34 protein-coding genes are annotated in these 26252 nt (G+C 63.7%); all 34 read right to left on the bottom strand.

Annotated features, from left to right (window positions below):
- Positions 1 to 22: 22 nt before the first annotated feature.
- Positions 23 to 1342, bottom strand: a complete 1320-nt coding sequence (locus ACO07Z_RS04010) for a replication-associated recombination protein A (RefSeq protein ID WP_421697485.1) — start codon at positions 1340 to 1342, stop codon at positions 23 to 25.
- Between the two features lie 7 nt (positions 1343 to 1349).
- A complete protein-coding gene (locus ACO07Z_RS04005) occupies positions 1350 to 2777 on the bottom strand; it encodes a DegQ family serine endoprotease (RefSeq protein WP_421697484.1) in 1428 nt (475 codons plus the stop codon).
- Between the two features lie 129 nt (positions 2778 to 2906).
- On the bottom strand, positions 2907 to 3335 hold the full coding sequence (gene rplQ, locus ACO07Z_RS04000) for a 50S ribosomal protein L17 (protein WP_244376902.1): 429 nt from the start codon (positions 3333 to 3335) through the stop codon (positions 2907 to 2909).
- Positions 3336 to 3407: 72 nt separating this feature from the next.
- Positions 3408 to 4424 carry a DNA-directed RNA polymerase subunit alpha gene (locus ACO07Z_RS03995; protein ID WP_307017049.1) on the bottom strand — a complete coding sequence of 339 codons (1017 nt, stop codon included), beginning with the start codon at positions 4422 to 4424 and terminating at the stop codon, positions 3408 to 3410.
- Positions 4425 to 4547: 123 nt separating this feature from the next.
- A complete protein-coding gene (gene rpsK, locus ACO07Z_RS03990) occupies positions 4548 to 4937 on the bottom strand; it encodes a 30S ribosomal protein S11 (protein WP_018390623.1) in 390 nt (129 codons plus the stop codon).
- A 116-nt stretch (positions 4938 to 5053) separates the two neighbouring features.
- On the bottom strand, positions 5054 to 5422 hold the full coding sequence (rpsM, locus tag ACO07Z_RS03985) for a 30S ribosomal protein S13 (protein WP_244376904.1): 369 nt from the start codon (positions 5420 to 5422) through the stop codon (positions 5054 to 5056).
- 188 nt (positions 5423 to 5610) lie between these two features.
- A complete protein-coding gene (locus ACO07Z_RS03980; protein WP_244376905.1) occupies positions 5611 to 6195 on the bottom strand; it encodes an adenylate kinase in 585 nt (194 codons plus the stop codon).
- Complete coding sequence (gene secY / locus ACO07Z_RS03975; protein WP_244376906.1) at positions 6192 to 7523, bottom strand: preprotein translocase subunit SecY; 1332 nt, start codon at positions 7521 to 7523, stop codon at positions 6192 to 6194. Before secY ends, ACO07Z_RS03980 begins: the two co-directional genes overlap by 4 nt.
- A 55-nt stretch (positions 7524 to 7578) precedes the next feature.
- A complete protein-coding gene (rplO, locus tag ACO07Z_RS03970) occupies positions 7579 to 8070 on the bottom strand; it encodes a 50S ribosomal protein L15 (RefSeq protein ID WP_421697483.1) in 492 nt (163 codons plus the stop codon).
- A 21-nt stretch (positions 8071 to 8091) separates the two neighbouring features.
- Positions 8092 to 8283, bottom strand: a complete 192-nt coding sequence (gene rpmD / locus ACO07Z_RS03965) for a 50S ribosomal protein L30 (RefSeq protein WP_018390618.1) — start codon at positions 8281 to 8283, stop codon at positions 8092 to 8094.
- Between the two features lie 25 nt (positions 8284 to 8308).
- Entirely contained in the window at positions 8309 to 8860 is a 552-nt protein-coding gene (rpsE, locus tag ACO07Z_RS03960) for a 30S ribosomal protein S5 (RefSeq protein ID WP_013166279.1), read from the bottom strand.
- Positions 8861 to 8900: 40 nt separating this feature from the next.
- Positions 8901 to 9263 carry a 50S ribosomal protein L18 gene (rplR, locus tag ACO07Z_RS03955; RefSeq protein ID WP_244376908.1) on the bottom strand — a complete coding sequence of 121 codons (363 nt, stop codon included), beginning with the start codon at positions 9261 to 9263 and terminating at the stop codon, positions 8901 to 8903.
- 12 nt (positions 9264 to 9275) lie between these two features.
- Positions 9276 to 9809, bottom strand: coding sequence for a 50S ribosomal protein L6 (rplF, locus tag ACO07Z_RS03950; protein WP_244376909.1), 534 nt, complete (start codon positions 9807 to 9809; stop codon positions 9276 to 9278).
- 20 nt (positions 9810 to 9829) lie between these two features.
- Positions 9830 to 10228 carry a 30S ribosomal protein S8 gene (rpsH, locus tag ACO07Z_RS03945; protein WP_421697482.1) on the bottom strand — a complete coding sequence of 133 codons (399 nt, stop codon included), beginning with the start codon at positions 10226 to 10228 and terminating at the stop codon, positions 9830 to 9832.
- A gap of 13 nt (positions 10229 to 10241) precedes the next feature.
- Positions 10242 to 10547, bottom strand: a complete 306-nt coding sequence (rpsN, locus tag ACO07Z_RS03940) for a 30S ribosomal protein S14 (protein ID WP_244376911.1) — start codon at positions 10545 to 10547, stop codon at positions 10242 to 10244.
- 58 nt (positions 10548 to 10605) lie between these two features.
- Positions 10606 to 11163, bottom strand: a complete 558-nt coding sequence (rplE, locus tag ACO07Z_RS03935) for a 50S ribosomal protein L5 (RefSeq protein WP_421697481.1) — start codon at positions 11161 to 11163, stop codon at positions 10606 to 10608.
- On the bottom strand, positions 11156 to 11473 hold the full coding sequence (gene rplX / locus ACO07Z_RS03930; RefSeq protein ID WP_244376912.1) for a 50S ribosomal protein L24: 318 nt from the start codon (positions 11471 to 11473) through the stop codon (positions 11156 to 11158). The genes rplE and rplX overlap by 8 nt, the downstream gene beginning before the upstream one ends.
- Positions 11473 to 11841, bottom strand: coding sequence for a 50S ribosomal protein L14 (gene rplN / locus ACO07Z_RS03925; protein WP_018390610.1), 369 nt, complete (start codon positions 11839 to 11841; stop codon positions 11473 to 11475). Before rplN ends, rplX begins: the two co-directional genes overlap by 1 nt.
- A gap of 73 nt (positions 11842 to 11914) precedes the next feature.
- Positions 11915 to 12163, bottom strand: a complete 249-nt coding sequence (gene rpsQ / locus ACO07Z_RS03920) for a 30S ribosomal protein S17 (protein WP_244376913.1) — start codon at positions 12161 to 12163, stop codon at positions 11915 to 11917.
- Positions 12164 to 12173: 10 nt separating this feature from the next.
- A complete protein-coding gene (gene rpmC, locus ACO07Z_RS03915; RefSeq protein WP_244376914.1) occupies positions 12174 to 12383 on the bottom strand; it encodes a 50S ribosomal protein L29 in 210 nt (69 codons plus the stop codon).
- Positions 12384 to 12394: 11 nt separating this feature from the next.
- Entirely contained in the window at positions 12395 to 12808 is a 414-nt protein-coding gene (gene rplP, locus ACO07Z_RS03910) for a 50S ribosomal protein L16 (protein ID WP_244376915.1), read from the bottom strand.
- 30 nt (positions 12809 to 12838) lie between these two features.
- Entirely contained in the window at positions 12839 to 13546 is a 708-nt protein-coding gene (rpsC, locus tag ACO07Z_RS03905; RefSeq protein ID WP_421697480.1) for a 30S ribosomal protein S3, read from the bottom strand.
- Positions 13546 to 13926, bottom strand: a complete 381-nt coding sequence (rplV, locus tag ACO07Z_RS03900) for a 50S ribosomal protein L22 (RefSeq protein WP_018390605.1) — start codon at positions 13924 to 13926, stop codon at positions 13546 to 13548. Before rplV ends, rpsC begins: the two co-directional genes overlap by 1 nt.
- 10 nt (positions 13927 to 13936) lie before the next feature.
- A complete protein-coding gene (gene rpsS, locus ACO07Z_RS03895; RefSeq protein WP_131835104.1) occupies positions 13937 to 14215 on the bottom strand; it encodes a 30S ribosomal protein S19 in 279 nt (92 codons plus the stop codon).
- A gap of 17 nt (positions 14216 to 14232) precedes the next feature.
- Complete coding sequence (rplB, locus tag ACO07Z_RS03890; protein ID WP_244376917.1) at positions 14233 to 15066, bottom strand: 50S ribosomal protein L2; 834 nt, start codon at positions 15064 to 15066, stop codon at positions 14233 to 14235.
- Positions 15067 to 15089: 23 nt separating this feature from the next.
- Positions 15090 to 15386: a 50S ribosomal protein L23 gene (locus tag ACO07Z_RS03885; RefSeq protein WP_244376918.1), complete on the bottom strand. Its 297-nt coding sequence runs from the start codon at positions 15384 to 15386 to the stop codon at positions 15090 to 15092.
- Positions 15383 to 16003, bottom strand: a complete 621-nt coding sequence (gene rplD, locus ACO07Z_RS03880) for a 50S ribosomal protein L4 (protein WP_244376919.1) — start codon at positions 16001 to 16003, stop codon at positions 15383 to 15385. Before rplD ends, ACO07Z_RS03885 begins: the two co-directional genes overlap by 4 nt.
- Complete coding sequence (gene rplC, locus ACO07Z_RS03875) at positions 16003 to 16752, bottom strand: 50S ribosomal protein L3 (RefSeq protein ID WP_307017035.1); 750 nt, start codon at positions 16750 to 16752, stop codon at positions 16003 to 16005. Before rplC ends, rplD begins: the two co-directional genes overlap by 1 nt.
- Before the next feature lie 21 nt (positions 16753 to 16773).
- Entirely contained in the window at positions 16774 to 17082 is a 309-nt protein-coding gene (rpsJ, locus tag ACO07Z_RS03870; RefSeq protein WP_013166261.1) for a 30S ribosomal protein S10, read from the bottom strand.
- 97 nt (positions 17083 to 17179) lie between these two features.
- Positions 17180 to 18370 carry an elongation factor Tu gene (gene tuf / locus ACO07Z_RS03865; protein ID WP_421697473.1) on the bottom strand — a complete coding sequence of 397 codons (1191 nt, stop codon included), beginning with the start codon at positions 18368 to 18370 and terminating at the stop codon, positions 17180 to 17182.
- A gap of 62 nt (positions 18371 to 18432) precedes the next feature.
- Complete coding sequence (gene fusA, locus ACO07Z_RS03860) at positions 18433 to 20508, bottom strand: elongation factor G (protein ID WP_244376922.1); 2076 nt, start codon at positions 20506 to 20508, stop codon at positions 18433 to 18435.
- Between the two features lie 27 nt (positions 20509 to 20535).
- The gene (rpsG, locus tag ACO07Z_RS03855) at positions 20536 to 21006 is read right to left on the bottom strand and encodes a 30S ribosomal protein S7 (RefSeq protein ID WP_244376923.1); all 471 of its coding nucleotides are present in this window, start codon (positions 21004 to 21006) and stop codon (positions 20536 to 20538) included.
- A gap of 11 nt (positions 21007 to 21017) precedes the next feature.
- Positions 21018 to 21389, bottom strand: coding sequence for a 30S ribosomal protein S12 (rpsL, locus tag ACO07Z_RS03850; RefSeq protein ID WP_018390597.1), 372 nt, complete (start codon positions 21387 to 21389; stop codon positions 21018 to 21020).
- A 596-nt stretch (positions 21390 to 21985) separates the two neighbouring features.
- Entirely contained in the window at positions 21986 to 26176 is a 4191-nt protein-coding gene (gene rpoC / locus ACO07Z_RS03845; RefSeq protein ID WP_421697479.1) for a DNA-directed RNA polymerase subunit beta', read from the bottom strand.
- Positions 26177 to 26252 lie beyond the last annotated feature (76 nt).

Genomic DNA, 26252 nt, shown 5'->3' with positions numbered 1-26252 from the left:
CGCTTGCCCCGTTCGTTTCCGTCTAGCCGCCGCCCTGCCGCTCCTGGCGCAGCCGCGCCCAATACTCCAGACGCTTCTTCACCTCGCGCTCGAAGCCGCGCTCGTTCGGTGCGTAGAAATCTACACGTGCATCGCCGGCCAGCTCTTCGGGAAAGAACGACTGCCCGGCGAACGCATCGGGATAATCGTGATCGTACTGGTAGCCGGCGTGGTAGCCGAGCTCCTTCATCAGCTTTGTCGGGGCGTTGAGGATGTGTTTCGGCGGCGCCAGCGAACCGGTCTTCTGCGCCAGGGCGAGAGCGGCATTAAAGGCGGAATAGGCGGCATTAGATTTCGGCGCCGTCGCGACATAGGCGATGGCCTGGGCGAGGAACAGGCGCCCTTCTGGCCAGCCCACCCGCTCGAACGCCGTCCAGGCCGCCACCACCTGCGGCATGGCCTGCGGGTCCGCCATGCCCACATCCTCCGACGCCGCGCAGCACAGCCGGCGGAACACGGTGCCGGGGTCCTCGCCCCCTGTCAGCATGCGTGCGGCCCAGTACATGGCGCCGTTCACATCCGAGCCGCGCAGGCTCTTATGAAAGCAGCTGAGCAGGTTGTAATGCTCGTCCTGCCCCTTGTCATAGATCGGCGCGCGCTTCTGCATCGTCGCGGCAAGAGCCTTGACGTCGAGGTCCGGCCCCTCCGGGAGGGAAAGCAATTCTTCGGCAAGGCCGAGAAGATAGCGCCCATCGCCATCGGCCATGCCAGCCAGCGCCGCACGAGCCTCCGCATCGAGCGGGAGACGACGGCCCTCGAGAGCCTCCGCCCTCTGGAGCAGACGTTCGATCGCTGCGGCGTCGAGCGCCTTGAACACCAGCACACGCGCGCGCGAAAGCAGCGCCGCATTCAGCTCGAAGGACGGGTTCTCCGTCGTGGCGCCGATCAGCGTGATCGTGCCGTCTTCCATCACGGGGAGAAAACCGTCTTGCTGGGCGCGGTTGAAGCGGTGGATCTCGTCGACGAAGAGCAGCGTGCCCTGGCCGATCGCCCGCCGCCCCCGCGCCGCCTCGAAGACCTTCTTGAGCTCGGCGACGCCGGTGAAGATGGCCGAGACCTGCTCAAAATGCAGGTCGGTTTCCCGCGCCAGCAGCCGCGCCACCGTCGTCTTGCCGGTTCCGGGCGGGCCCCAGAAGATGAGCGAGCCGAGCGAGCGGTTCGCGATCATCCGCGTGAGAGCCCCGCCCTCCCCGGTCAGGTGCTCCTGCCCGACGACATCGCCCAGCTTCTGCGGCCGCAACCGGTCGGCCAGCGGCCGAGGAGCGGCACTATCGAGCCCGGCGGAGGCAAAGAGATCAGCCAAGGTCGCCTCAGCCCGGCAGCAGGGCGGAAATAACCCGCCCGCCACGCTGGAGGGTCACGCGCCACGCGCGGACCGGTGTGCGGGTGATCCGCTGCAAATCGGCCGTGGTGGTGATGGCGGTGCCGTTGATATCCATGATGACATCGCCGACGCGGAAACTGGTTCGCTCCGCAGGCGATCCCTCTTCAACCGCCACAATGACGACGCCCTTGGTGGCATCCAGCGTGCGCATTTCCTCCATAACCGCCGGCGAAACGTTGACGACCTTCGCCCCTGCGAGCGGCGAGCGGCCGGTGAGCGTGATTTCATCGCGCGGAACCGTCTCCGGCGCGGTTTCCAGCGCCACCTTCAGCGTCGCCGGCTTGCCTTGGCGGACGATGCCAAGGTCGACCGAACCGCCAAGCGGACGGGTGGCGAAGCGGAAGCCGAAGGCGTCGGGATCGTCCACCTCCTGACCGGCGACGGCAACGATGAGATCGCCCGCCCGCAGCCCCGCCTTCTCCGCCGGACTGCCGGGGAAAATGCTCTGCACCAGCGCGCCGGTTGGCCGTGTCACGTCGAGCCCCTCGGCAATGTCCGGCGTGACCTGCTGAAGATCCGCCCCCAGCCACGGCCGGCGCACGACCTTGCTACCCGAAAGCGCCGATTGCAGCACGACCCGCACCATATCGGCGGGAATGGCAAAACCGATCCCCTGCGACCCACCCGATCGCGAGAAGATCGCCGTATTGATGCCGACCACACGGCCCGCGCCGTCCACCAGCGCGCCGCCGGAGTTACCCGGATTGATCGCCGCGTCCGTTTGGATGAAGAAGCCATAATCGGTGATCCCGCGCTGGGTGCGGGACAGCGCGGAGACAATGCCCTGGGTCACCGTCTGCCCCACGCCGAACGGATTGCCGATGGCGAGTACGATATCGCCCACCTGAAGGTCATCCGACGAACCTAGCGTGGCGGACGGGAAGTCGCCCTTGCCACCCTTGATCTGCAGAATAGCGATATCGGTGCGGGCATCGCGCAGCACCACTTCGGCATCGAACTCTCGCTTGTCCGATAGTGCGATGCGAATTTCATCGGCACCGTCGATGACATGGTTGTTGGTGACGACGATTCCCGACCGATCGACCAATACTCCGGAGCCGAGCGACTGCTCGACACGCTCGCGGCGCCGGTCGAAGCCCGGCACATCCGGCGAACCCCGATCACCGAAGAAGCGCCGGAAGAAGGGGTCGTCGAGCAGCGGGTTGTTCCGCGGCGCCGTCTTCTGCGCATAGACATTGACGATGGCGGGCGCGGTGCGCGCCACCACGGGCGCGAAACTGAGGCCGATCTCCGCCCGCGACGCCGGCACGCGCGGGCCGCCGGCAGCCGGCGCCTGCGCCAAAGCGGGAGTGACGAGGAGAGTGGAAGCGACGAGGAGAGCGATCCGTTTCATGGCGCAAGATATAACCCCCGCCCTGCGGCGGAGAAAGGGCAGCGGCCCCTTCGCTATCCCCACGCATCGCCAAAAAGAAAAGGGGCGGTCAAACCGCCCCTTTCCGCATTCAATGTCGAAGCTTCCCGCTCAGGCAGCAGCGGCTTCCGCCGCCTTGGCCGCCTCGTGGCGGGCCAGATCGGCAGCGCCCTTCGCCGACTCGTCGCGATCGACCAGCTCGATCACAGCAATGGCCGCCGAATCACCATGGCGGAAGCCCGCCTTGATGATGCGGGTGTAGCCGCCATTGCGCTCCTTGTAGCGCGGGCCGATCACGTCGAACAGCTTGCGCACGACGGCGACGTCACGGACTTCGGCGATGGCCTGGCGACGGGCGTGCAGGCCGCCGCGCTTGCCGAGGGTGATCAGCTTTTCCACCACCGGGCGAAGATCCTTCGCCTTCGGCAGGGTGGTGACGATCTGCTCATGGGTGATGAGCGCCTGCGCCATATTGGCAAACATCGCCTTGCGGTGCTCGGCGGTGCGGTTGAACTTACGATACGTCTTGCCGTGGTTCATGGCAAAATTCCTACATGCGGCGGCTTTCGAGCCGGGAGATACGGATGACGGCTCGAACGCCGCGCTCAATGCTCAATAATGATCTTCGAACCGCTTGGCGAGATCCTCAATGTTCTCCGGCGGCCAGCCCGGCACTTCCATGCCGAGATGCAGGCCCATGCTGGCGAGCACTTCCTTGATCTCGTTCAGCGACTTGCGGCCGAAGTTCGGGGTACGGAGCATCTCCGCCTCGGTCTTCTGGATCAGGTCGCCGATATAGACGATGTTGTCGTTCTTCAGGCAGTTCGCCGAACGCACCGAGAGCTCCAGCTCGTCCACCTTCTTGAGCAGCGCCGGGTTGAAGGGCAGCTCCTGCATAACAGGGCTTTCCGTCTCCCGCTTGGGCTCTTCGAAGTTGACGAAGATTTCCAGCTGGTCCTGCAGGATGCGCGCGGCATAGGCGAGCGCGTCCTCCGGACCGACCGAACCGTTGGTCTCGATGGTGAGGGTCAGCTTGTCATAGTCGAGAATCTGGCCCTCGCGGGTGTTCTCGACCTTGTAGGAGACCTTCTTGACCGGCGAATAGAGGCTATCGACGGGGATGAGGCCGATCGGCGCGTCTTCGGGACGGTTGCGGTCAGCCGCCACATAGCCCTTGCCGGTGTCGACGGTGAATTCCATGCGGATTTCGGCACCATCATCGAGCGTGCACAGCACAAGCTCGGGGTTCAGCACCTGCACATCGCCCACGGTCTGGATGTCGCCAGCGGTGACGACGCCCGGGCCCTGCTTCTTCACGACCATGCGCTTAGGGCCATCGCCAGCCATCTTGATGGCGATGTCCTTGATGTTCAGGACGATGTCCGTCACATCCTCACGCACGCCCGGGATCGACGAGAACTCGTGCAGCACCCCATCAATATGCACGGACGTCACCGCCGCGCCCTGGAGCGACGACAGCAGGATGCGGCGCAGCGCATTGCCGAGCGTCTGCCCGAAGCCGCGCTCGAGCGGCTCGGCGACGACAGTCGCCAGGCGCTTCGGGTCGCTGCCGAGCGAGACTTCAAGCTTCTCGGGCTTGATCAGCTCTTGCCAGTTCTTTTGAATCACGACGTCACCCTTGGTTTCGACGGTGCCCCGGACTCCCTGCCCGGCAACGTCCCCTCAGCGGCGAAGGGAAGGCCCGAAGCAGCGGCCCCTGCGGCGCCCGAGGCGCCGCTGGATGATTAGGCGTCAGACGCGCCGACGCTTGCGCGGACGGCAGCCATTGTGCGGGATCGGCGTCACGTCGCGGATCGACGTCACGGTGAAACCCGCCGCCTGGAAAGCCCGCAGCGCCGACTCGCGCCCCGAACCGGGACCGGAAACTTCGACCTCGATGGTGCGCATGCCGTGATCGGCGGCCTTGCGGGCGCAATCCTCGGCCGCGACCTGCGCCGCATACGGCGTGGACTTACGCGACCCCTTGAAGCCCATGGCGCCCGCCGAGGACCAGGCAATGGTGTTGCCCTGCGCGTCGGTGATGGTGATCATGGTGTTGTTGAACGACGCATTCACATGCGCAACGCCGGAGGCAATGTTCTTGCGCTCACGGCGCTTAATGCGGGCAGCTTCTTTAGCCATAGACTTTGGATCCTTCGGGCGCGCCCGTCATTCCAGGCGCTCGGGACATCAGTAGGAACGAATGCGCCGGCCGCACGCGGCGCCGGCGCGGAAAAGCGGGCTCGCGCCCGCTCCCCTCACTTCTTCTTGCCGGCGATCGCCTTGGCCGGACCCTTGCGGGTGCGGGCATTGGTGTGGGTCCGCTGACCGCGCACCGGCAGGCCACGCCGATGACGCAGGCCACGATAGCAGCCAAGGTCCATCAGGCGCTTGATGTTCATCGATACTTCGCGGCGCAGATCGCCCTCGACGAGATAATCACGATCAATCGTCTCGCGAATCTGCAGCACTTCCTGGTCGGTGAGCTGGTTCACGCGACGATCAAGGGGAATGCCGACCTTCTCAACGATATCGGCTGCGTTCTTCGCACCGATGCCGTGAATGTACTGAAGCGCAATGATGACGCGCTTGTTGGTCGGGATGTTAACGCCTGCAATACGAGCCACGTCGCTCTCTCCATGTGGACCGGCGAACCGGTGATTTGGAATGCTCCGCGCCGGTGGAGGCCGGCCCTTGCGGAGATACGCACGAGGCCGCCCGACATCCGCGACGTGATGTCGATCGGCGGCACCCGCTTGAGTGAAGCGCGGCACTTAGAGCGATTCCGCTCCAATGTCAAGCCGCACAAGAGTCCTCACGCCAATTCGAGGACGTCGGCAATCGCCTTGGTAACCTCATCAATCGGCTTCATCCCGTCGATGGTCGCCAGCATCCCCCGCTCCGCATAATAGGGGGCGACGACGGCGGTATCGCGATTGAAGGCCTCGAGCCGAGTCTTGAAGACCTCCGGATCGTCGTCCTTACGAACCGGCTCACCCCGCGCCGCCGTCTCCTTGGCGCGCTGGACGATCCGGTCGACCAGCTTGGTCTGGTCGACCTTCAGTTCGATTACCGCGTCGAGCTTCAGACCCTTCTCCGCCAGAATGCGGTCGAGTGCCTCAGCCTGTGCGACCGTGCGCGGAAAGCCGTCGAGGATGAACCCCTTCGCGCAATCCGCCTGATCGATCCGATCAGAGATGATGCCGATCACGATCTCGTCTGAGACCAGATTCCCGGCGTCCATCACCGCCTTAGCCTTCAGGCCGATCGGCGTCTCGTTACGAACCGCCTCGCGCAGCATGTCGCCGGTAGACAGTTGCACGATACCGTGCCGCGCCACCAGTCGCTGCGCTTGCGTGCCCTTCCCCGCGCCCGGAGGTCCGAGCAGTATAAGCCTCATCGGCGCTTCCCCCTGAGCTTGGCCTTCTTGACCAGCCCCTCATATTGATGCGCCAGCAAATGACCCTGAACCTGAGCCACCGTATCCATGGTCACGCTGACCACGATAAGCAGCGAGGTTCCGCCGAAGTAGAACGGGACCGCGGCATAGGAGATCAGAATCTCCGGGAAGAGGCACACAATCGCAAGGTAAGCCGCACCGATGACCGTGATGCGAGTCAGCACATAGTCGATGTACTCGGCAGTCCGCTCGCCCGGGCGGATGCCCGGAATGAAGCCGCCATGCTTCTTCAGATTGTCGGCCGTCTCGGTCGGGTTGAACACGATCGCGGTGTAGAAGAAGCAGAAGAACACGATCAGCAGCACATAGAGCAGCATGAACAGCGGCTGCCCGTGTCCGATCAACGTCGTTACCGTCGTCAGCCAGGCCGGCCCCGAGTTCTGCATGAAGCTCGCAACCGTGGTCGGGATCAGCAACAGCGACGAGGCGAAAATCGGAGGAATCACGCCCGAGGTGTTCAGCTTCAGCGGCAGGTGCGAGGACTGACCCTCATACACCTTATTGCCGACCTGACGCTTGGGGTACTGGATCAGCAGCCGGCGCTGCGCCCGCTCCATGAACACGATGAACATGATGATGCCGACGGCCATCAAAATCACCGCGAGGATGATGCCGGTGGACAGCGCGCCCTGGCGACCCAGCTCGAGCGTGTTGGCGATCGCCGAGGGCAATTCCGCCACGATGCCAGCGAAGATGATCAGCGAAATGCCGTTGCCAATGCCGCGCGAGGTGATCTGCTCGCCGAGCCACATCAGGAACATAGTGCCGCCGGTAAGCGTGATCACCGTGGAGATGCGGAAGAACCAGCCGGGATCCGAAACCACGGCGCCGGAGCCTTCGAGCCCAACAGCAATGCCGTAGGACTGGAACACAGCCAGCACGACCGTGAGGTAGCGCGTGTACTGGTTGATCTGCTTGCGGCCGGACTCGCCCTCCTTCTTCAACGCTTCCAGCGTCGGCGAGACGGTGGTCAGCAGTTGAATGATGATGGAGGCGGAGATGTACGGCATGATGTTCAGGGCGAAAATTGCCATGCGCGAGACCGCGCCGCCCGAGAACATGTTGAAGAGGCCGATGATGCCCTGCTGCGCCGTACGGAACACGTCGGCGAGCGCGTCGGGATTGATCCCCGGCATCGGAATGTAGGTGCCCAGCCGATAAACGAGAAGCGCACCCAGGGTGAACCAGATGCGCTTCTTCAGTTCATCGGCTTTTGCCAGAGCACCGAAGTTGAGGTTTGCCGCGAGCTGTTCTGCTGCCGAGGCCATGGTGGCTCCGCTCCTCGTCTGTGCCCTGTAAGTTTAGTACGGCCTGACTTAAGCGTCAGGCCGCCGTCTCGCTAGCCTCGGCCTTGGACGCGAGCAGCGTCACCTGGCCGCCGGCCTTCTCGATCGCTTCGACCGCAGACTTGGTCGCGTGGGCAACTTCCAGCGTGACCTTGGCGGTCAGCTCGCCGGAACCCAGCACGCGCACGCCGTCCTTGGCACGGCGCAGGACGCCGGCCTCGACGAGCGACGCCTGAGTGATGGTCTCCTTGCCATCCAGCTTACCAGCGTCAATCGCGGTCTGGATGCGGCCGAGAGAAACCTCGTTCCAGTCCAGCGCGAAGATGTTCGTGAAGCCGCGCTTGGGCAGACGACGATGGATCGGCATCTGGCCGCCCTCGAAGCCCTTGATCGCAACGCCGGTGCGCGAGGTCTGACCCTTCACGCCGCGACCCGCGGTCTTGCCCTTGCCCGAACCGATGCCGCGGCCGACGCGCATGCGCTTCTTGCGAGCGCCGGAATTGTCCTTGATCTCGTTAAGGCTGCTCATCGCCAGTCTCCTACAGCGCCGTCACGCTTCGACGACGCGAACGAGGTGGCGGACCTTGTAGATCATGCCACGCACGGCCGGGGTGTCTTCAAGCGTCGAGCGACGCCCGAGCTTGTTGAGGCCGAGACCGATCAGCGTCGCGCGCTGAGCCTCGGGGCGGCGGATCGGGCTGCCGGTCTGTTCGACCGTGACCGTATTGGTGCTGTTCGCCATGATTAGCTTCCCTACCTCTCAGGCGTCAGTCGGTCGCTTCGGCGTCGTCAACACGACGGCGCGACTGAAGCTGCGAGACTTTGAGGCTGCGACGCGCCGCGACGAGACGCGGGCTGTCCTGGTTCTTCAGGGCCTCGAAGGTCGCACGGACCATGTTGTACGGGTTGGACGAGCCAAACGACTTCGCCACCACGTCCTGCATGCCAAGCGTCTCGAACACCGCGCGCATCGGGCCACCGGCGATGATGCCGGTACCGGCCGGAGCCGCACGCAGGATCACCTTGCCAGCGCCGTGATGGCCATGCACGTCATGATGCAGCGTACGGCCTTCGCGCAGCGGCACGCGGATCAGCGCGCGCTTGGCAGCTTCCGTCGCCTTACGGATCGCTTCCGGCACTTCACGGGCCTTACCGTGACCGAAACCGACGCGACCCTTCTGGTCACCGACAACCACAAGAGCGGCAAAGCCGAAGCGACGGCCACCCTTCACAACCTTCGCGACACGGTTGATGTGGACCAGCTTGTCCACGAACGTGTTGTCGCGATCCTCGCGTTCACGCTCACGTTCACGAGCCATGATCATATCCTTCGTTCTGCGGGGGATCCCGCTCGTGATCTCAGAAGTTGAGACCGCCCTCGCGGGCGGACTCGGCGAGCGCCTTGACGCGGCCGTGATAGATGAAGGCGCCGCGGTCGAAGACCACGTCCTTCACACCGGCTGCGACGGCGCGTTCCGCCACGAGCTTGCCGATCGCCTGGGCCGCCGCGATATCCGCGCCGGTCTTGAGGCTTTCCCGCAGGGTCTTCTCGAGCGTGGAGGCGGACGCAAGCGTCACGCCACGCGCATCGTCGATGATCTGCGCATAGATGTGCTTCGACGAGCGATGCACCGAGAGGCGCGGCCGCCCGTTCGCCGTCGTGCGGAGAGCACGACGGACACGCGCCTTACGGCGCTCGGTAGCGTCCTTGTACTGTGCCATGGTTCGGGTCCGTTACTTCTTCTTGCCTTCCTTGCGGAAGATGAACTCACCCGCGTACTTCACGCCCTTGCCCTTGTAGGGCTCGGGACCGCGATAGTCGCGAATCTCGGCAGCGACCTGACCGACCTGCTGACGGTCGATGCCGCTGATGACGATCTCGGTCGGCTTCGGCGTCACGATCTGAATCCCTTCCGGGATCGGATAGTTGACGTCGTGGCTGAAGCCGAGCGCCAGGCTCAGGCTCTTGCCTTGCACGGCCGCGCGATAGCCGACGCCGCTGATCTCGAGCTTCTTCTCGAAGCCCTTGGTCACGCCTTCGACCAGATTGGCCACCAGCGTGCGGGACAGGCCCCACATCGCCTTGTGGCGGTTGGTCTCGCCGTTGAGGGCGAACAGGATGGCCCCGTCCTCCATCTTGACCGAGATCTCGTCGACAACGGTGGTCTCCAGCGTCCCCTTGGGACCCTTGACCTTCACCGTCTGACCATCGATCGACGCCGTGACGCCGGCCGGAATGGTGATGGGGGCTTTACCGATCTTGGACATGTGCTCTCTCTCCTCCCCGATCAGAAGATCGTGAAGAGGACCTCGCCGCCCACGTTCTTCTCGCGGGCTTCGTGGTCCGCCATCACGCCCTGCGGCGTGGAGACGACAGCGACGCCAAGGCCGTTGGCGACGCGGGGAAGGGTCTTGACGGAGGAATAAACCCGCCGACCCGGCTTGGAGACACGCGAAATCTCGCGGATCACCGGCTCGCCATCGAAGTACTTGAGTTCGATCTCGAACTCGGTACGGCCATTGACCGGCTCGGAAGCCGAATAGCCGCGGATGTAGCCTTCGGCCGCAAGAACCTCGAGCACGCTGGCGCGCAGACGCGAACCCGGCGTGGAGATCTTTTCCTTGCGGCGCATCTGCGCGTTGCGGATGCGGGTAATCAGATCGCCGATCGGATCAGTCGTGGACATGGATCGACCCTCCTCACCAGCTCGACTTGACGAGGCCAGGAATCTGGCCCTGGGAACCGAGCTCGCGCAGCGCGATACGGCTCATCTTCAGCTTGCGATAATAGGCGCGCGGGCGGCCGGTGACTTCGCAACGATTGCGAATGCGCACCTTCGCCGAATTGCGCGGCAGTTCCGCCAGCTTGAGAACCGCGGCGAAGCGTTCCTCGATCGGCAGTTCCTTGTTGCTCACCAGGGCCTTCAGACGCGAACGCCGGCCGGCATAGCTCTTCACGAGCTTGCGGCGGTGTTCGTTCTTTTCGACCGAGCTCTTCTTGGCCATATGATCTTGCTCCTAGTCTCCGCGTTTGGGGCTCCGCCCCACAGCCGGAAGGGGATGCTTACTGACGGAACGGGAAGTTGAAGGCCTTCAGAAGCGCGCGCGCCTCTTCGTCCGTCTTCGCCGTCGTGCAGACGATGATGTCCATGCCCCACATCTGATCAACCTTGTCGTAGTTGATCTCGGGGAACACGATGTGCTCCTTGATGCCCATGGCGTAGTTGCCACGGCCGTCGAAGCTCTTCGGATTCAGGCCACGGAAGTCGCGGACGCGCGGCAGGGCGATATTCACCAGGCGGTCGACGAACTCGAACATGCGGGTCTTGCGAAGGGTGACCTTCGCGCCGACCGGCTGGTTCTCGCGCAGCTTGAAGTTCGAGATCGCCTTGCGGGCGCGGGTCACGACCGGCTTCTGACCGGCGATGAGCGCGAGGTCCCCGGCAGCGGTCTGCACCTTCTTGGTGTCGGCAGTCGCTTCGCCAACGCCCATGTTGATGACGATCTTCTCGATCGTCGGCACTTCCATGGGGTTCTTGTAGCCGAACTGCTCGATCATCTTCTGGCGGACGACAGCCTCATAGAAGGCCTTCATCCGCGGGCTGTAGCTGGTCTCAGCCATCGATCTTCTCCCCCGAGCGCTTGGCGACGCGCACCTTGGTGCCGTCCGCCTGCACAAGGAAACCGACGCGGGTCGGCTTGCCATCCTTCGGATCGGCGAGTGCGATGTTCGACAGGTTGAGCGGGGCCTCCTTCGAGATGATCCCGCCTTCCTGGTTCGCGCTCTGCCGCTGGTGCCGCTTCACGAGGTTGACGCCGCGCACGCGCGCGGTGCCTTCCTTCGGCAGCACCTCGAAAACCTCGCCCGTGCGACCCTTGTCGCGGCCGGTGAGAACGACGACCTTGTCGCCCTTCTTGATCTTAGCGGCCATCAAAGCACCTCCGGCGCCAGCGAGATGATCTTCATGTGGTTCTTGGCGCGGAGCTCGCGCGGAACCGGCCCGAAGATGCGGGTGCCGACCGGCTCCTTGTTGTTGTTGATCAGCACGGCCGCATTGCGGTCGAAGCGGATCACCGAACCATCGACGCGACGGATGTCCTTGGCGGTGCGAACCACAACCGCCTTCATCACGTCGCCCTTCTTCACGCGGCCGCGCGGGATAGCTTCCTTCACCGACACCACGATGATGTCACCGACATGGGCATACTTGCGCTTCGAACCGCCAAGCACCTTGATGCACATGACGCGACGCGCACCGGAATTGTCCGCCACGTCGAGATTGGTCTGCATCTGGATCATGACGCACCTATTTCTCGCAAAAACCGCGCGCAGCCGTCACCGGCGCGCGCCCCTCAATCCCGTTTCCGGGCGCTCAGACTTCAGCCCGCTTCTCGCCCTGGACCACGATCCAGTTCTTGAGCTTGGACAAGGGGCGGTGCTCCTCGATCCAGACGGTGTCGCCTTCCTTCCAAGCGTTCGCCTCGTCATGGGCGTGGTACTTCTTGGAACGGCGGACGGTCTTCTTCAGCAGCGGATGGGTGAAACGGCGCTCGACCCGGACCACGACGGTCTTGTCCTGCTTGTCGCTCACCACGACGCCCTGCAGCAAACGCTTCGGCATCGCCCTCTCCTCACTTAGCCTTGGCCGCGGACGCGGCCTTCTGCGCCTGGATCGTCTTGACCCGCGCGATGTCGCGACGGATCTGACGCACCCGCGCCGTGTTTTCGAGCTGGCCGGTCGCCTTCTGGAAGCGCAGGTTGAACTGCTCCTTCTTGAGGCCCAGCAGCTGGTCCTGCAGCTCGTCGGCGGTCTTCGTCCGAATGTCGGAAGCCTTCGTCATCTGTTCCTCCGTCACTCAGCGATGCGCTCGACGAAACGCGTCTTGATCGGCAGCTTCGCCGCCGCCAGCCGAAGCGCTTCACGAGCGATATCCTGGCTCACGCCATCGATCTCGAACATGATGCGGCCGGGCTTGATCTTGGCGGCCCAATAATCGGGCGCGCCCTTACCCTTACCCATGCGGACTTCAGTCGGCTTCGAAGACACCGGCACGTCGGGGAAAACGCGAATCCACACCCGGCCCGCACGCTTCATGTGACGGGTGAGCGCGCGACGCGCGGCTTCGATCTGACGCGCGGTAACGCGTTCCGGCTCCATGGCCTTCAGCCCGAACTGGCCGAAATTGAGGTCAGTCCCGCCCTTCGCAACGCCGTGAATACGGCCTTTGAACTGCTTGCGGAACTTCGTGCGCTTTGGTTGCAGCATGTCGCGCCTCTTATTCCTTTATCAATCTGCTCACGCCGCGTCGCGACGCGACGGGCGACCACCCGAGGAATCGCCTTCCGCCTGGCGCTTGTCCTGCGCCATCGGATCGTGCTCCAGGATCTCGCCCTTGAAGATCCAGACCTTCACACCGCAGGTGCCGTAGGTCGTGAAGGCGGTGGCCGTACCGTAATCCACGTCCGCGCGCAAGGTGTGAAGCGGCACACGCCCTTCACGATACCATTCGAGGCGGGCGATTTCCGCGCCGCCGAGGCGGCCGGAGCAGTTGATACGAATGCCTTCCGCGCCCAAACGCATCGCCGACTGGACGGCGCGCTTCATGGCGCGGCGGAATGCCACACGGCGCTCGAGCTGCTGCGCAATCGACTCAGCGACGAGCCGCGCATCGATTTCGGGCTTCCGAATCTCGACGATGTTGATGAAGACCTCCGAGTTCGTCATCTCGGCGACCTTCTTGCGCAGCTTGTCGATGTCCGCGCCCTTCTTGCCGATCACCCCGCCCGGACGAGCCGAGTGGATGGTAACGCGGCACTTCTTGTGCGGACGCTCGATCACGATCTTGGAGACCGCGGCCTGCTTCAAGAGCTTCTGCAGCGCTTCACGGATCTTGATGTCCTCGTGAAGCAGCTGGCCGTACTCGCCCTTGCCCGCGAACCAGCGCGAGTCCCAGGTGCGGTTGATGCCGAGCCGGAGCCCGACCGGGTTGACCTTCTGACCCATCAGGCCTTCTCCTCGACTTCACGCACCACGATGGTGATATGCGAGAACGGCTTTTCGATCCGGCTCGCACGGCCACGGGCGCGGGCCGCGAAGCGCTTCATGACCAGGCCCTTGCCGACATGCGCCTCGGCGACGATCAGATCGTCGACATCGAGCTCATGATTATTCTCGGCATTGGCAATGGCCGACTCCAGGCACTTCTTCACGTCGCCGGCGATCCGCTTCCGCGAGAACTGAAGGTCGGCCAGAGCGGTCGCGACCTTCTTGCCCCGGATGAGACCGGCGACGAGGTTGAGCTTCTGGGGGCTGACGCGAAGGTTACGCGCAACCGCCTTGGCTTCCGTATCCGCGAGCGTGCGCGGACGAGCTGCCTTTCCCATGACCCTGCCTCTACTTCCGCTTGGCTTTCTTGTCCGCCGCATGCCCGTAATAGGTACGGGTCGGGGCGAACTCGCCGAACTTGTGGCCCACCATGTCCTCGGAAACCGAAACCGGGACGTGCTTGTTGCCGTTATAGACGCCGAACGTGATCCCCACGAACTGCGGGAGGATGGTGGAACGGCGGCTCCAAATCTTGATGACGTCGTGACGACCCGACGTGCGCGCGGCATCCGCCTTCTTGAGGAGGTAGCCGTCGACGAACGGACCTTTCCAGACCGATCGAGACATAGTTCAGTTTCCCTCGCTCACTTCTTGCGGGCGTGCCGGCTGGACACGATGAACTTCGTGGTCGACTTGTTCTTCCGGGTCTTCTTGCCCTTGGTGGGGAAACCCCAGGGCGTGACCGGATGACGTCCACCCGAGGTGCGGCCTTCGCCGCCGCCATGCGGGTGATCGACCGGGTTCATGGTGACACCACGGTTGTGCGGACGACGGCCCAGCCAGCGCTTGCGGCCAGCCTTGCCGAGATTGGTGTTCATGTGGTCCGGGTTCGACACGGCGCCGACCGTACCCATGCACTCGCCATGGACCAGCCGCTGCTCACCCGAATTGAGGCGAACGATGACGTAGCCCTGATCGCGACCGACGATCTGCGCATAGGAGCCGGCGGAACGGGCGATCTGGCCGCCCTTGCCGATCTTCAGCTCGATATTGTGCACGATCGTGCCCACCGGCAGGTTGCCGAGAGGAGCCGCGTTGCCCGGCTTCACGTCCACGCTCTTGGAAGCGATCACCTGATCGCCAACCGCGAGGCGCTGCGGCGCCAGGATGTAGTTGAGCTCACCGTCCTCATACTTGATGAGGGCGATAAAGGCCGTGCGGTTGGGATCGTATTCGATCCGCTCCACCGTCGCCGCCACATCGCGCTTGGTGCGCTTGAAGTCGACGAGGCGATAGGCCTGCTTGTGCCCGCCGCCACGGAAGCGCACGGTCACCCGGCCGGTGTTGTTGCGGCCGCCCGCCTCCGACTTGCCCTCTGTCAGCGTCTTGACCGGCTTGCCCTTGTACAGGGCCGAGCGGTCGACGATGACCAGCTGGCGGAGGCTCGGCGTTACCGGCTTGAAGGTTTTGAGCGCCATGTCTCTGGTCCCTTAATTCCGGCTCACAGACCCGTCGTGATGTCGATGGAGTGCCCCTCGGCGAGGGTCACGACCGCCTTCTTCACGTCGCTCTGCACGCCCTTGCGGCCCTTGAAGAACTTCGTCTTCCCCTTGCGGACCAGCGTGTTGACGCTCTCGACCTTCACGTCGAAGAGCTTCTCGACCGCTTCCTTGATCTGCGGCTTGGTAGCCGTCAGAGCAACCTTGAAGACGACCTTGTTGTGCTCGGACGCCATCGTGGCCTTCTCGGTGATCACCGGGGACACGATCACGTCGTAGTGGCGCGGATCGAGACTCATTTGAAGCGCGCCTCCAGAGCGTCGACAGCCGCCTTCGTCAGCACCAGGGTCTGGCGGCGCAGGATGTCGTAGACGTTGATGCCCTGGACGGGCAGCACGTCGAGATGGGTGACATTGCGCGAGGCGAGGCCGAAATTGGCATCCACCTCGGCGCCGGACACGACCAGGGCGCTCGACAGGCCGAGGCCCGCCAGCCGCTCCTTGAGCAGCTTGGTCTTCGGCTCGGACAGCACGGCGTCGTCGAGGACGACGATCTGCTGGTCCTTGGCCTTCGATGACAGAGCATGCCGCAGAGCGAGCGCACGCACCTTCTTCGGCAGGTCGCTCGCATGGCTGCGGGAGACCGGACCGAACGCCTTGGCGCCGCCGCGGAACTGCGGCGCGGAAGCCGCACCGTGGCGAGCGCCGCCGGTGCCCTTCTGCTTGTACATCTTCCGCTTGGTGCGGTTGACGTCGGCGCGCGAAAGGGTCTGGTGGGTGCCGGCCTGACGACGCGACAGCTGCCACACCACGCAGCGGTGCAGAATATCCTGGCGCGGCTCGAGACCGAAGATCTCGTCCGACAGGGTGACGGAGCCGGCTTCGGCCCCTTCGAGAGTCTTGACGGCGAGTTCCATCACACGTTCTCCTCGGCCGCAGCCTCGGTCGCGGGCGCAACGTCAGCCGCCGGCTCGCTCGACGCTTCCGCGCCCGGGAGACGGAACTTGCCCGGCTTCGGCGCGGCGTCGGGCAGCTTCTTCTTCACCGCGTCAGCGACGATGATCCAGCCACCCTTGTTGCCGGGAACCGCACCCTCGACCGCGATCAGGCCGCGCTCGACATCGGTGAGCACCACCTTGAGGTTCTGGGTCGTCACCGTCTCGTGACCCATGTGGCCCGGCATCTTCTTGTTCTTAAAGGTCTTGCCGGGGTCCTGACGACCACCGGTCGAACCGATCGAACGATGCGAAACCGACACGCCGTGCGTAGCGCGAAGACCACCGAAATTGTGGCGCTTCATACCACCGGCAAAGCCCTTGCCGATGGAGGTGCCCGTCACGTCAACGAACTGACCGACCACGAAGTGATCGACCGTCAGTTCGGCGCCGACCGGAATGAGGTCGGTTTCCTCGACGCGGAATTCCGCCATCTTGCGCTTCGGCTCAACCTTCGCCACGGCGAAGTGGCCGCGCAGAGCGCGGGTGGTGTTCTGCGGCTTCGCCTGTCCGACGCCGAGCTGGACGGCCGTGTAGCCGTTCTTCTCGAGCGTACGGTGGGCAACCACCTGGCAATTATCGACTTTCAGCACAGTGACCGGAACATGTTCACCTGCATCGTTAAAGATGCGGGTCATGCCGACCTTCTGGGCGATGACGCCTGACCGCATGGCCGTGTCCCTTCGCCTCTCTCAGAGCTTGATCTCGACGTCGACACCCGCGGCGAGGTCGAGCTTCATCAGCGCGTCCACCGTCTGGGGGGTCGGGTCGACTATGTCCAGCAGACGCTTGTGCGTCCGCATTTCGAACTGCTCACGGGACTTCTTGTCCACGTGGGGAGAACGATTGACCGTGAACTTCTCGATCCGCGTCGGAAGCGGAATAGGCCCGCGAACCTGGGCGCCCGTGCGCTTGGCCGTCGAAACGATTTCGCGCGTCGAGGCATCCAGGATGCGGTGATCGAACGCCTTGAGGCGGATCCGAATATTTTGGCCGTTCATTGACTTCAGGCTCCCAGAGGGCTCGTCAGTCGGGCTCAGTAACGAGCTCCACGAAAAAGGGGCGCAGGCGTTCCCGCGCCCCTCGGGATTGTCGATGTCACTCGATGATGGAAGCGACGACGCCGGCGCCGACGGTGCGGCCGCCTTCGCGGATGGCGAAGCGCAGCTTCTCTTCCATCGCGATCGGAACGATCAGCGCCACGTCAACCGTGATGTTGTCGCCCGGCATCACCATTTCCGTGCCTTCCGGCAGGGTCACGATGCCCGTCACGTCCGTCGTGCGGAAATAGAACTGCGGACGGTAGTTGGTGAAGAACGGCGTGTGGCGCCCGCCCTCTTCCTTCGTCAGGATGTAGGCCTCGGCCTTGAACTTCGTGTGCGGCTTCACCGAACCCGGCTTGCACACCACCTGGCCGCGCTCAACGTCCTCGCGCTTCGTGCCACGGACAAGGATACCGACGTTGTCGCCGGCCTGGCCCTGGTCGAGCAGCTTGCGGAACATTTCCACGCCCGTCACCGTCGTCTTCACCGTCGGACGGATGCCAACGATCTCGACTTCCTCGCCGACCTTGATCACGCCGCGCTCGACGCGACCGGTCACCACCGTGCCGCGGCCCGAAATCGAGAACACGTCTTCGATCGGCATCAGGAACGGCAGGTCAACCGGACGCTCCGGCTGCGGGATGTAGGCGTCCACCGACTCCATCAGCTTCAGGATGGCGTCGCGGCCGAGCTTCGGATCGCCGTTCTCAAGCGCCACCAGCGCCGAGCCACGGATGATCGGGATGTCGTCGCCCGGGAAGTCGTACTTCGACAGAAGCTCGCGAACCTCGAGCTCCACCAGCTCAAGCAGTTCCTCGTCGTCGACCATGTCGCACTTGTTGAGGAACACCACCAGAGCCGGAACGCCGACCTGACGCGCAAGAAGGATGTGCTCGCGGGTCTGCGGCATCGGGCCGTCCGCCGCCGACACCACCAGGATCGCGCCGTCCATCTGCGCCGCGCCGGTGATCATGTTCTTCACATAGTCGGCGTGGCCGGGGCAGTCGACATGCGCGTAGTGGCGGTTCGTCGTCTCATACTCAACGTGAGCGGTCGAGATCGTGATGCCGCGCGCCTTCTCTTCCGGCGCCTTGTCGATCTGGTCGTACGCCGTGAACGTCGCGCCGCCCGTCTCCGCAAGAACCTTCGTGATCGCTGCCGTCAGAGACGTCTTGCCATGGTCAACATGGCCAATCGTCCCGATGTTGCAGTGAGGCTTCGAACGGTTGAACTTCTCTTTGGCCACGGGGCTCTCCGTCGGTCTTATCGATGTGGATACGAAATCGCTTCAGAAACTCAGGCCGACGCTCACGCGTACTTGGCCTGAACCTCCTGAGCGACGTTCGACGGCACCTGCTCGTAGTGGTCGAACTGCATGGTGAAGGTAGCGCGGCCCTGCGAGAAGGACCGGAGCGTGTTGACGTAGCCAAACATGTTGGCGAGCGGGACCATCGCGTTCACGACGTTCGCATTGCCACGCATGTCCTGGCCCTGGATCTGGCCACGACGGGAGTTGAGGTCGCCGATGACCGAACCGGTGTAGTCTTCCGGGGTCACGACCTCGACCTTCATGATCGGCTCCAGCAGCACCGCGCCGCCCTTCTGCAGGGCTTCACGGAAAGCGGCACGCGAGGCGATTTCGAAGGCCAGCGCCGACGAGTCGACTTCGTGATAGGCGCCGTCGATCAGGTCGACCTTGACGTCCACCACCGGGAAGCCGGCCAGCACGCCCGAACCGAGCACGCTTTCCAGACCCTTGGTGACGCCGGGGATATACTCCTTCGGCACGGCGCCGCCGATGATCTTGCTCTCGAAGGCGAAGCCCTTGCCGACTTCGTTCGGCTCGACCACGAACTTCACCCGAGCGAACTGACCTGTACCACCGGTCTGCTTCTTGTGGGTGTAGTCGACTTCGGTCTTGCGGGTGATCGTCTCGCGATAAGCGACCTGCGGCGCGCCGATGTTGGCGTCAACCTTGTAGGTGCGCTTCAGGATATCGACCTTGATGTCGAGGTGCAGTTCACCCATCCCCTTGAGGATGGTCTGGCCGCTCTCGAAGTCGGTCGACACGCGGAAGGACGGATCCTCAGCGGCGAGCTTCGCGAGAGCGAGGCCCAGCTTTTCCTGGTCGGCCTTGGACTTCGGCTCGATCGCGATCTCGATGACCGGCTCGGGGAACTCCATCTTCTCAAGGATGACGGGCTTGGCCGGGTCGCACAGCGTGTCGCCGGTGCGGACTTCCTTGAGGCCGGCAAGAGCGACGATGTCGCCCGCATAGGCCTCCTTGATGTCCTCACGGTTGTTCGCATGCATGAGCAGCATACGACCGACACGCTCCTTCTTGTCGCGGGTCGAGTTCAGGAGACCCATACCGGTCTCAAGCTTGCCCGAATAGACGCGGCAGAAGGTAATGGTGCCGACGAAGGGGTCGTCCATGATCTTGAACGCGAGCACGGAGAGCGGATCGCTGTCCGACGGCTTGCGATCGGTCTCTTCTTCGGTGTTGAAGTCGATACCCTTGATCGCGCCACGATCAATCGGCGACGGCAGGAAGTCCACGACCGCGTCGAGCAGGGGCTGCACGCCCTTGTTCTTGAAGGCGGAGCCGCAGAACACCGGATTGAACACGCGACCGATAACCGCCTTGCGGATCAGGCCCTTGAGCGTCGCCTCGTCCGGCTCCACGCCGTCGAGATAGGCCGACAGCACGTCGTCGTCGAGCTCGACCGCCGCTTCGAGCAGCTTGCCGCGATACTCGACCGCCTGGTCGAGCAGTTCGGCCGGGATCTCTTCGTCGTGATACTTCGCACCGAGCTCTTCATTGTCCCACACGACCGCCTTCATGCGGACGAGGTCAATGATGCCCTTGAAGTTGTTCTCGGAACCGATCGGCAGCTGGCAGCACACCGGCTTGCCGTCCACGCGGTCGACGATCATCTCCACGCAACGGAAGAAGTCGGCGCCAGTCTTGTCCATCTTGTTGACGAACACGATGCGCGGAACGTTGTACTTATCGGCCTGACGCCACACGGTTTCCGTCTGGGGCTCGACACCCTGGTTACCGTCGAGCACGCACACCGCACCGTCGAGCACGCGCAGCGAACGCTCGACTTCGATGGTGAAGTCGACGTGGCCGGGGGTGTCGATGATGTTCAGGCGCTTGCCCTGCCAGAAAGCGGTCGTCGCGGCCGACGTAATCGTGATGCCGCGCTCCTGCTCCTGGGTCATCCAGTCCATGGTGGCGGCGCCATCATGGACTTCGCCGATCTTGTGGCTCTTGCCGGTGTAATAGAGGATCCGTTCAGTGGTCGTGGTCTTGCCGGCATCAATGTGGGCCATGATGCCGAAGTTGCGGTAGTCTTCGATAGCGTGCGTGCGCGACATATCAGATCCTCGTACCGGCTCTCGTCATCACCAGCGATAGTGAGAGAAGGCCCGGTTGGCCTCCGCCATGCGGTGCGTGTCTTCACGTTTCTTCACGGCGGTGCCGCGATTGTTCGAGGCGTCGAGCAGTTCGCCCGACAGGCGCTCGACCATCGTCTTCTCATTGCGGGCGCGGGCGGCAGTGATCAGCCAGCGGATCGCAAGAGCCTGACGGCGCTCGGGGCGCACTTCGACCGGCACCTGGTAGGTGGCGCCGCCGACACGGCGGGAACGCACCTCGATGGCCGGGCTCACATTGTCGAGCGCCTGGGTGAACACACCCAGCGGCTCCGACTTGGCACGGGTCTCGACGAGGTCGAGCGCGCCGTACACGATCGCCTCGGCGACCGACTTCTTGCCGTCATACATGACGGCGTTCATGAAGCGGCTCAGCACTTCCGACCCGAACTTCGGATCGGGAGTGACTTCACGGCGCTCTGCACGATGACGACGGGACATCGCTCAAATCCTCACTTCGGCCGCTTGGCGCCGTACTTCGACCGGCGCTGCTTGCGGTTCTTGACGCCCTGCGTATCGAGCACGCCGCGCAGGATGTGATAGCGCACGCCAGGAAGATCCTTGACGCGGCCGCCGCGGATCATCACCACGGAGTGTTCCTGCAGGTTGTGCCCCTCGCCGGGGATGTAACCGATGACCTCATAGCCATTGGTCAAACGAACCTTCGCGACCTTACGAAGCGCCGAGTTCGGCTTCTTCGGGGTCGTCGTATAGACGCGGGTGCATACGCCGCGCTTCTGCGGGCTGGCCTGCAGCGCCGGAACCTTGTTCCGGGCCTTCTGGGCTTCCCGCGGCTTGCGGATCAGCTGGTTGATCGTCGGCACGTGTCTCGCCTTCGTCTCGCTGCGCTGGAACAGGAATGTCCCGCGCTAACCCAATTTCCGCGGCCACAACCGCATTCTTCTCTCGACGGATCGGAACAGTCAGCACATACCGAGCTATCTGCGAACGAAAGAAGCGCCGCCGGCCAGGATCTGGCCGAGGGCGCTGTACGTTCAGAGGACCACGCGACAGAAATTAAATCTGTCAGTTGCGCGGTCATGCGCCGGATTTGGTCGTGCGTGCGTTCCGGCAGCGTCTTGACGTTCTGTGTCCAGACAGGGTGTCCGAACGCGGCAACATCAACCGCCTGCCGTGAAAGTACGCGCCTTCTACGCGGCGACTCGCCGTTCGTCAACCCTTAACCGCGAGTTTGGCCGCTCACAGCCCCGTGCGAGGCGTTGCCGTCGTTAGATTTCATCCATGACGCCCGCTACGCAACAAAGATGCTCGAAATTACGTCGCTGGCAGTGAGCGCCATTAAAGGGAATCGCGTCGGCATACAGGCGACTCGTGCACCGCGCCCGCGATTTCCGAATCCACGAAAAAGGCCGCCCTGCGAGGGGCGGCCTTTCGATTCTGCCAGGTCTTGCCGCAGCGATCACTCGGCGGCGGCGGGACCTTCGAGGCGCGGCGCATTGGAGGCGACGCCGTCCTGCTCGTTCTGCGCGGCGATCAGGTCGTCGCGGGTGGTAGCCGTCACACGGAGCTTCGCCATCTGCGCACCGGTGCCCGCCGGGATGAGGCGGCCGACGATGACGTTCTCCTTGAGGCCTGCGAGGTCGTCGGACTTGCCGTTGACAGCCGCCTCGGTGAGCACGCGCGTCGTCTCCTGGAAGGAGGCGGCCGAGATGAACGAGCGCGTCTGCAGGCTCGCCTTGGTGATGCCGAGCAGAACCGGGTGACCGGACGCGGGCTTCTTGCCCTCGGCGATCAGCCGCTCATTGATCTCGTTCAACTCCGAGGCGTCGATCTGCTCATTGGTGAGCAGGTCGCTCTCGCCGGCGTCGTCGATCTCCACCTTCTGCAACATCTGGCGAACGATCACCTCGATGTGCTTGTCGTTGATGAGCACGCCCTGCAGCCGGTAGACCTCCTGGATCTCGTTCACGAGATAGGCCGCGAGTTCCTCGACGCCCTTGATCGCCAGAATGTCGTGCGGCGCCGGGTTGCCGTCGACGATGAAGTCACCCTTCTCGACGAGGTCGCCATCCTGCAGGTGGATGTGCTTGCCCTTCGGGATCAAGTACTCGGCCGTATCGTCGTTCGAGTCCTGCGGTTCGATGCTCACGCGGCGCTTGTTCTTGTAGTCCTTGCCGAAGCGGATCGTGCCGGAGATTTCAGCGATGATCGCCGCATCCTTCGGACGACGGGCCTCGAACAGCTCCGCCACGCGCGGCAGGCCGCCCGTGATGTCGCGGGTCTTGGCCGACTCCATCGGCACACGTGCGAGCACGTCACCCGCCTTGATGGTCGAGCCGGGATCGGCGGAAAGGATCGCGTCCACCGGCAGCGTGTAGCGGGCATCGCCGCCGCGCTGCAGCTTCAGCACCTTGCCATCCGCACCCTTCACCACCAGCGAAGGACGCAGTTCCGAACCACGCCCAGTGCGCCAGTCGGTAACGACACGCTTGGCGATACCGGTCGATTCGTCGACCGTCTCGCTGAGCGAGGCGCCTTCGACCAGGTCCTCGTAACCCACGATACCCTCGACCTCGGTGAGGATCGGACGGGTATAGGGGTCCCACTCCGCGATGCGCTGGCCGCGCTTGATGGCGTCGCCATCATCCACCTTCAGCTTGGCGCCGAACTGGATGCGGTGCGCCGCCTTTTCCGAACCGTCGTGATCGACGATCAGAACCGACAGGTTGCGGCTCATCGCGATCAGTTCGCCATCCGAGTTCCGCACGACGTTGCGGTTGCGGATCTTCACCGTGCCCTCGAAAGAGGCCTCGATGAAGGACTGTTCGGACAGCTGCGCCGCGCCACCGATGTGGAAGGTACGCATGGTGAGCTGCGTACCCGGCTCGCCGATCGACTGGGCCGCGATGACGCCGACCGCCTCGCCCATGTTGACCGGCGTACCGCGCGCCAGATCACGGCCATAGCAGGTGCCGCAGACGCCATTCTTGGCTTCGCAGGTCAGCACGGAGCGGATCTTGATCTCCTGCACGCCGGCCTTCGAGATGCGCTCGACATCCGCCTCGTCCATCATGTGGCCGGCCGGCACGATCACATTGCCGGTCGCGCCCTCGATCACGTCCTCAGCCGCGGTGCGGCCGAGAACACGCGAGCCAAGCGTGGCGACGATGTTGCCCGCGTCGATGATGGCGCGCATCGCGATACCGTTGGTGGTGCCGCAATCACGCAGGGTGATGATGCTGTCCTGGGCGACGTCAACAAGACGACGGGTCAGGTAGCCCGAGTTGGCGGTCTTCAGCGCGGTGTCAGCCAGACCCTTACGGGCACCGTGGGTCGAGTTGAAGTACTCGAGCACGGAGAGGCCTTCCTTGAAGTTCGAGATGATCGGTGTCTCGATGATCTCACCCGACGGCTTCGCCATCAGGCCGCGCATGGCGGCCAGCTGACGCATCTGCTCGCGCGAACCACGCGCGCCGGAATGCGCCATCATGTAGATCGAGTTGATCTGCTTCTCGCGACCCGTCACCGGGTCCTTCTTCACCGCCGAAATCTCGGCCATCATCTCATCGGCGAGGCGGGCGGAGCACTTGCCCCACGCATCGACGACCTTGTTGTACTTTTCGCCCTGGGTGATCAGGCCGTCATTGTACTGCTGCTCATACTCCTTGGTGAGCGCACGGGTCTCTTCGACCATGTCCCACTTCTTGGACGGCACCACCATGTCATCCTTGCCGAACGAAATGCCGGCGCGGAAGGCGTTGGAGAAGCCGAGCGTCATGATGCGGTCGCAGAAGATGACCGTCTCCTTCTGACCGCAGTGGCGGTAGACGGTGTCGATCATGTTCGAGATTTCCTTCTTGGTCATCAGCTTGTTGACGACGTCGAAGGGGGTCTTGGGGTTCTTCGGCAGGAGTTCGCCGAGCTTCATGCGGCCGGGGGTGGTCTCGTAGATCTTCGGGGCCGGATTGCCGTCCTCGTCGACGCCGATGTACCGCCCGCGCACCTTGGTGTGCAGGGTGATGGCCTTGGCCGCCAGCGCGTGGTCGATCTCGCCCATATTGGCGAAAGCCATGCCCTCACCGGGCTCACCCTCGCGCATCATGGTGAGATAGTAGAGGCCCAGAACGATGTCCTGCGACGGCACGATGATCGGCGCGCCGTTCGCCGGGTGCAGGATGTTGTTGGTCGACATCATCAGCACGCGCGCTTCCAGCTGCGCCTCGATGGACAGGGGCACGTGCACCGCCATCTGGTCGCCGTCGAAGTCCGCGTTGAAGGCCGAGCAAACCAGCGGGTGCAGCTGGATCGCCTTGCCTTCGATCAGCACCGGCTCGAACGCCTGGATGCCCAGGCGATGCAGGGTCGGCGCGCGGTTCAGCATCACGGGATGCTCGCGGATCACCTCGTCGAGGATGTCCCACACCTCGGGACGCTCCTTCTCGACCAGCTTCTTCGCCTGCTTCACGGTCGCGGACAGGCCCTTGGCGTCGAGACGCGAATAGATGAAGGGCTTGAACAGCTCCAGCGCCATCTTCTTCGGCAGGCCGCACTGGTGCAGCTTCAGCTCGGGACCGACGACGATCACCGAACGGCCGGAATAGTCGACGCGCTTGCCGAGCAGGTTCTGGCGGAACCGACCCTGCTTGCCCTTCAGCATATCGGCGAGCGACTTCAGCGGGCGCTTGTTGGCACCGGTGATGACGCGGCCGCGACGGCCGTTATCGAACAGCGCATCAACCGCTTCCTGAAGCATGCGCTTCTCGTTGCGGATAATGATGTCCGGAGCCTTCAGCTCGATCAGCCGCTTGAGACGGTTGTTGCGGTTGATGACGCGGCGGTAGAGGTCGTTGAGGTCCGACGTGGCGAAACGGCCGCCGTCCAGCGGGACGAGCGGGCGCAGGTCCGGCGGGATCACCGGCACATGCGTCAGGATCATCCACTCCGGCTTGTTGCCGGATTCCTGGAAGGCCTCGACGATCTTCAGCCGCTTGGCCAGCTTCTTCGGCTTCAGCTCGGTGGTGGCCTCGGCAATTTCCTTGCGCAGATTGCCGGCGATCTTCTCCAGATCCATGCCACGCAGAATCTCGCGGATCGCCTCCGCGCCGATCAGAGCGGTGAACGAGTCGTCGCCATATTCTTCCTGCGCGCGCAGATAGTCCTCTTCCGAGAGGAGCTGACGCTCCTTCAACGGGGTGAGGCCCGGCTCGATGACGCAGTAGTACTCGAAGTACAGGATACGCTCGAGGTCCTTGAGCGTCATGTCGAGCAGCAGGCCGATGCGGCTCGGCAGCGACTTCAGGAACCAGATATGCGCGACAGGGGCGGCAAGCTCGATGTGGCCCATGCGCTCGCGGCGCACGCGCGACAGCGTGACTTCAACGCCGCACTTCTCGCAGATGATGCCCTTGTACTTCATGCGCTTGTACTTGCCGCACAGGCACTCATAGTCCTTGATCGGACCGAAGATGCGCGCGCAGAACAAGCCGTCACGCTCGGGCTTGAACGTGCGGTAGTTGATCGTTTCGGGCTTCTTGATCTCGCCGAAGGACCACGACAGGATCTTCTCCGGACTCGCGATCGAGATCTTGATCTGATCGAAAGTCGGCGCCGGCGCCGCCGGGTTGAAGAGATTCATGACCTCTTGATTCATCGCCGTCTCCTTCGGCTGGACCCCGCCTCCGCCGCCGCGGCTTGCTGGGGTCACGGAAAAGTCTGGTCTGTCGCGC

It is taken from the genome of Ancylobacter sp., assembly GCF_965229075.1.
Lineage (GTDB): Bacteria > Pseudomonadota > Alphaproteobacteria > Rhizobiales > Xanthobacteraceae > Ancylobacter.
Note: the sequence above shows the minus strand (reverse complement) of the source record. Positions and strands in the feature narration are given on the sequence as shown.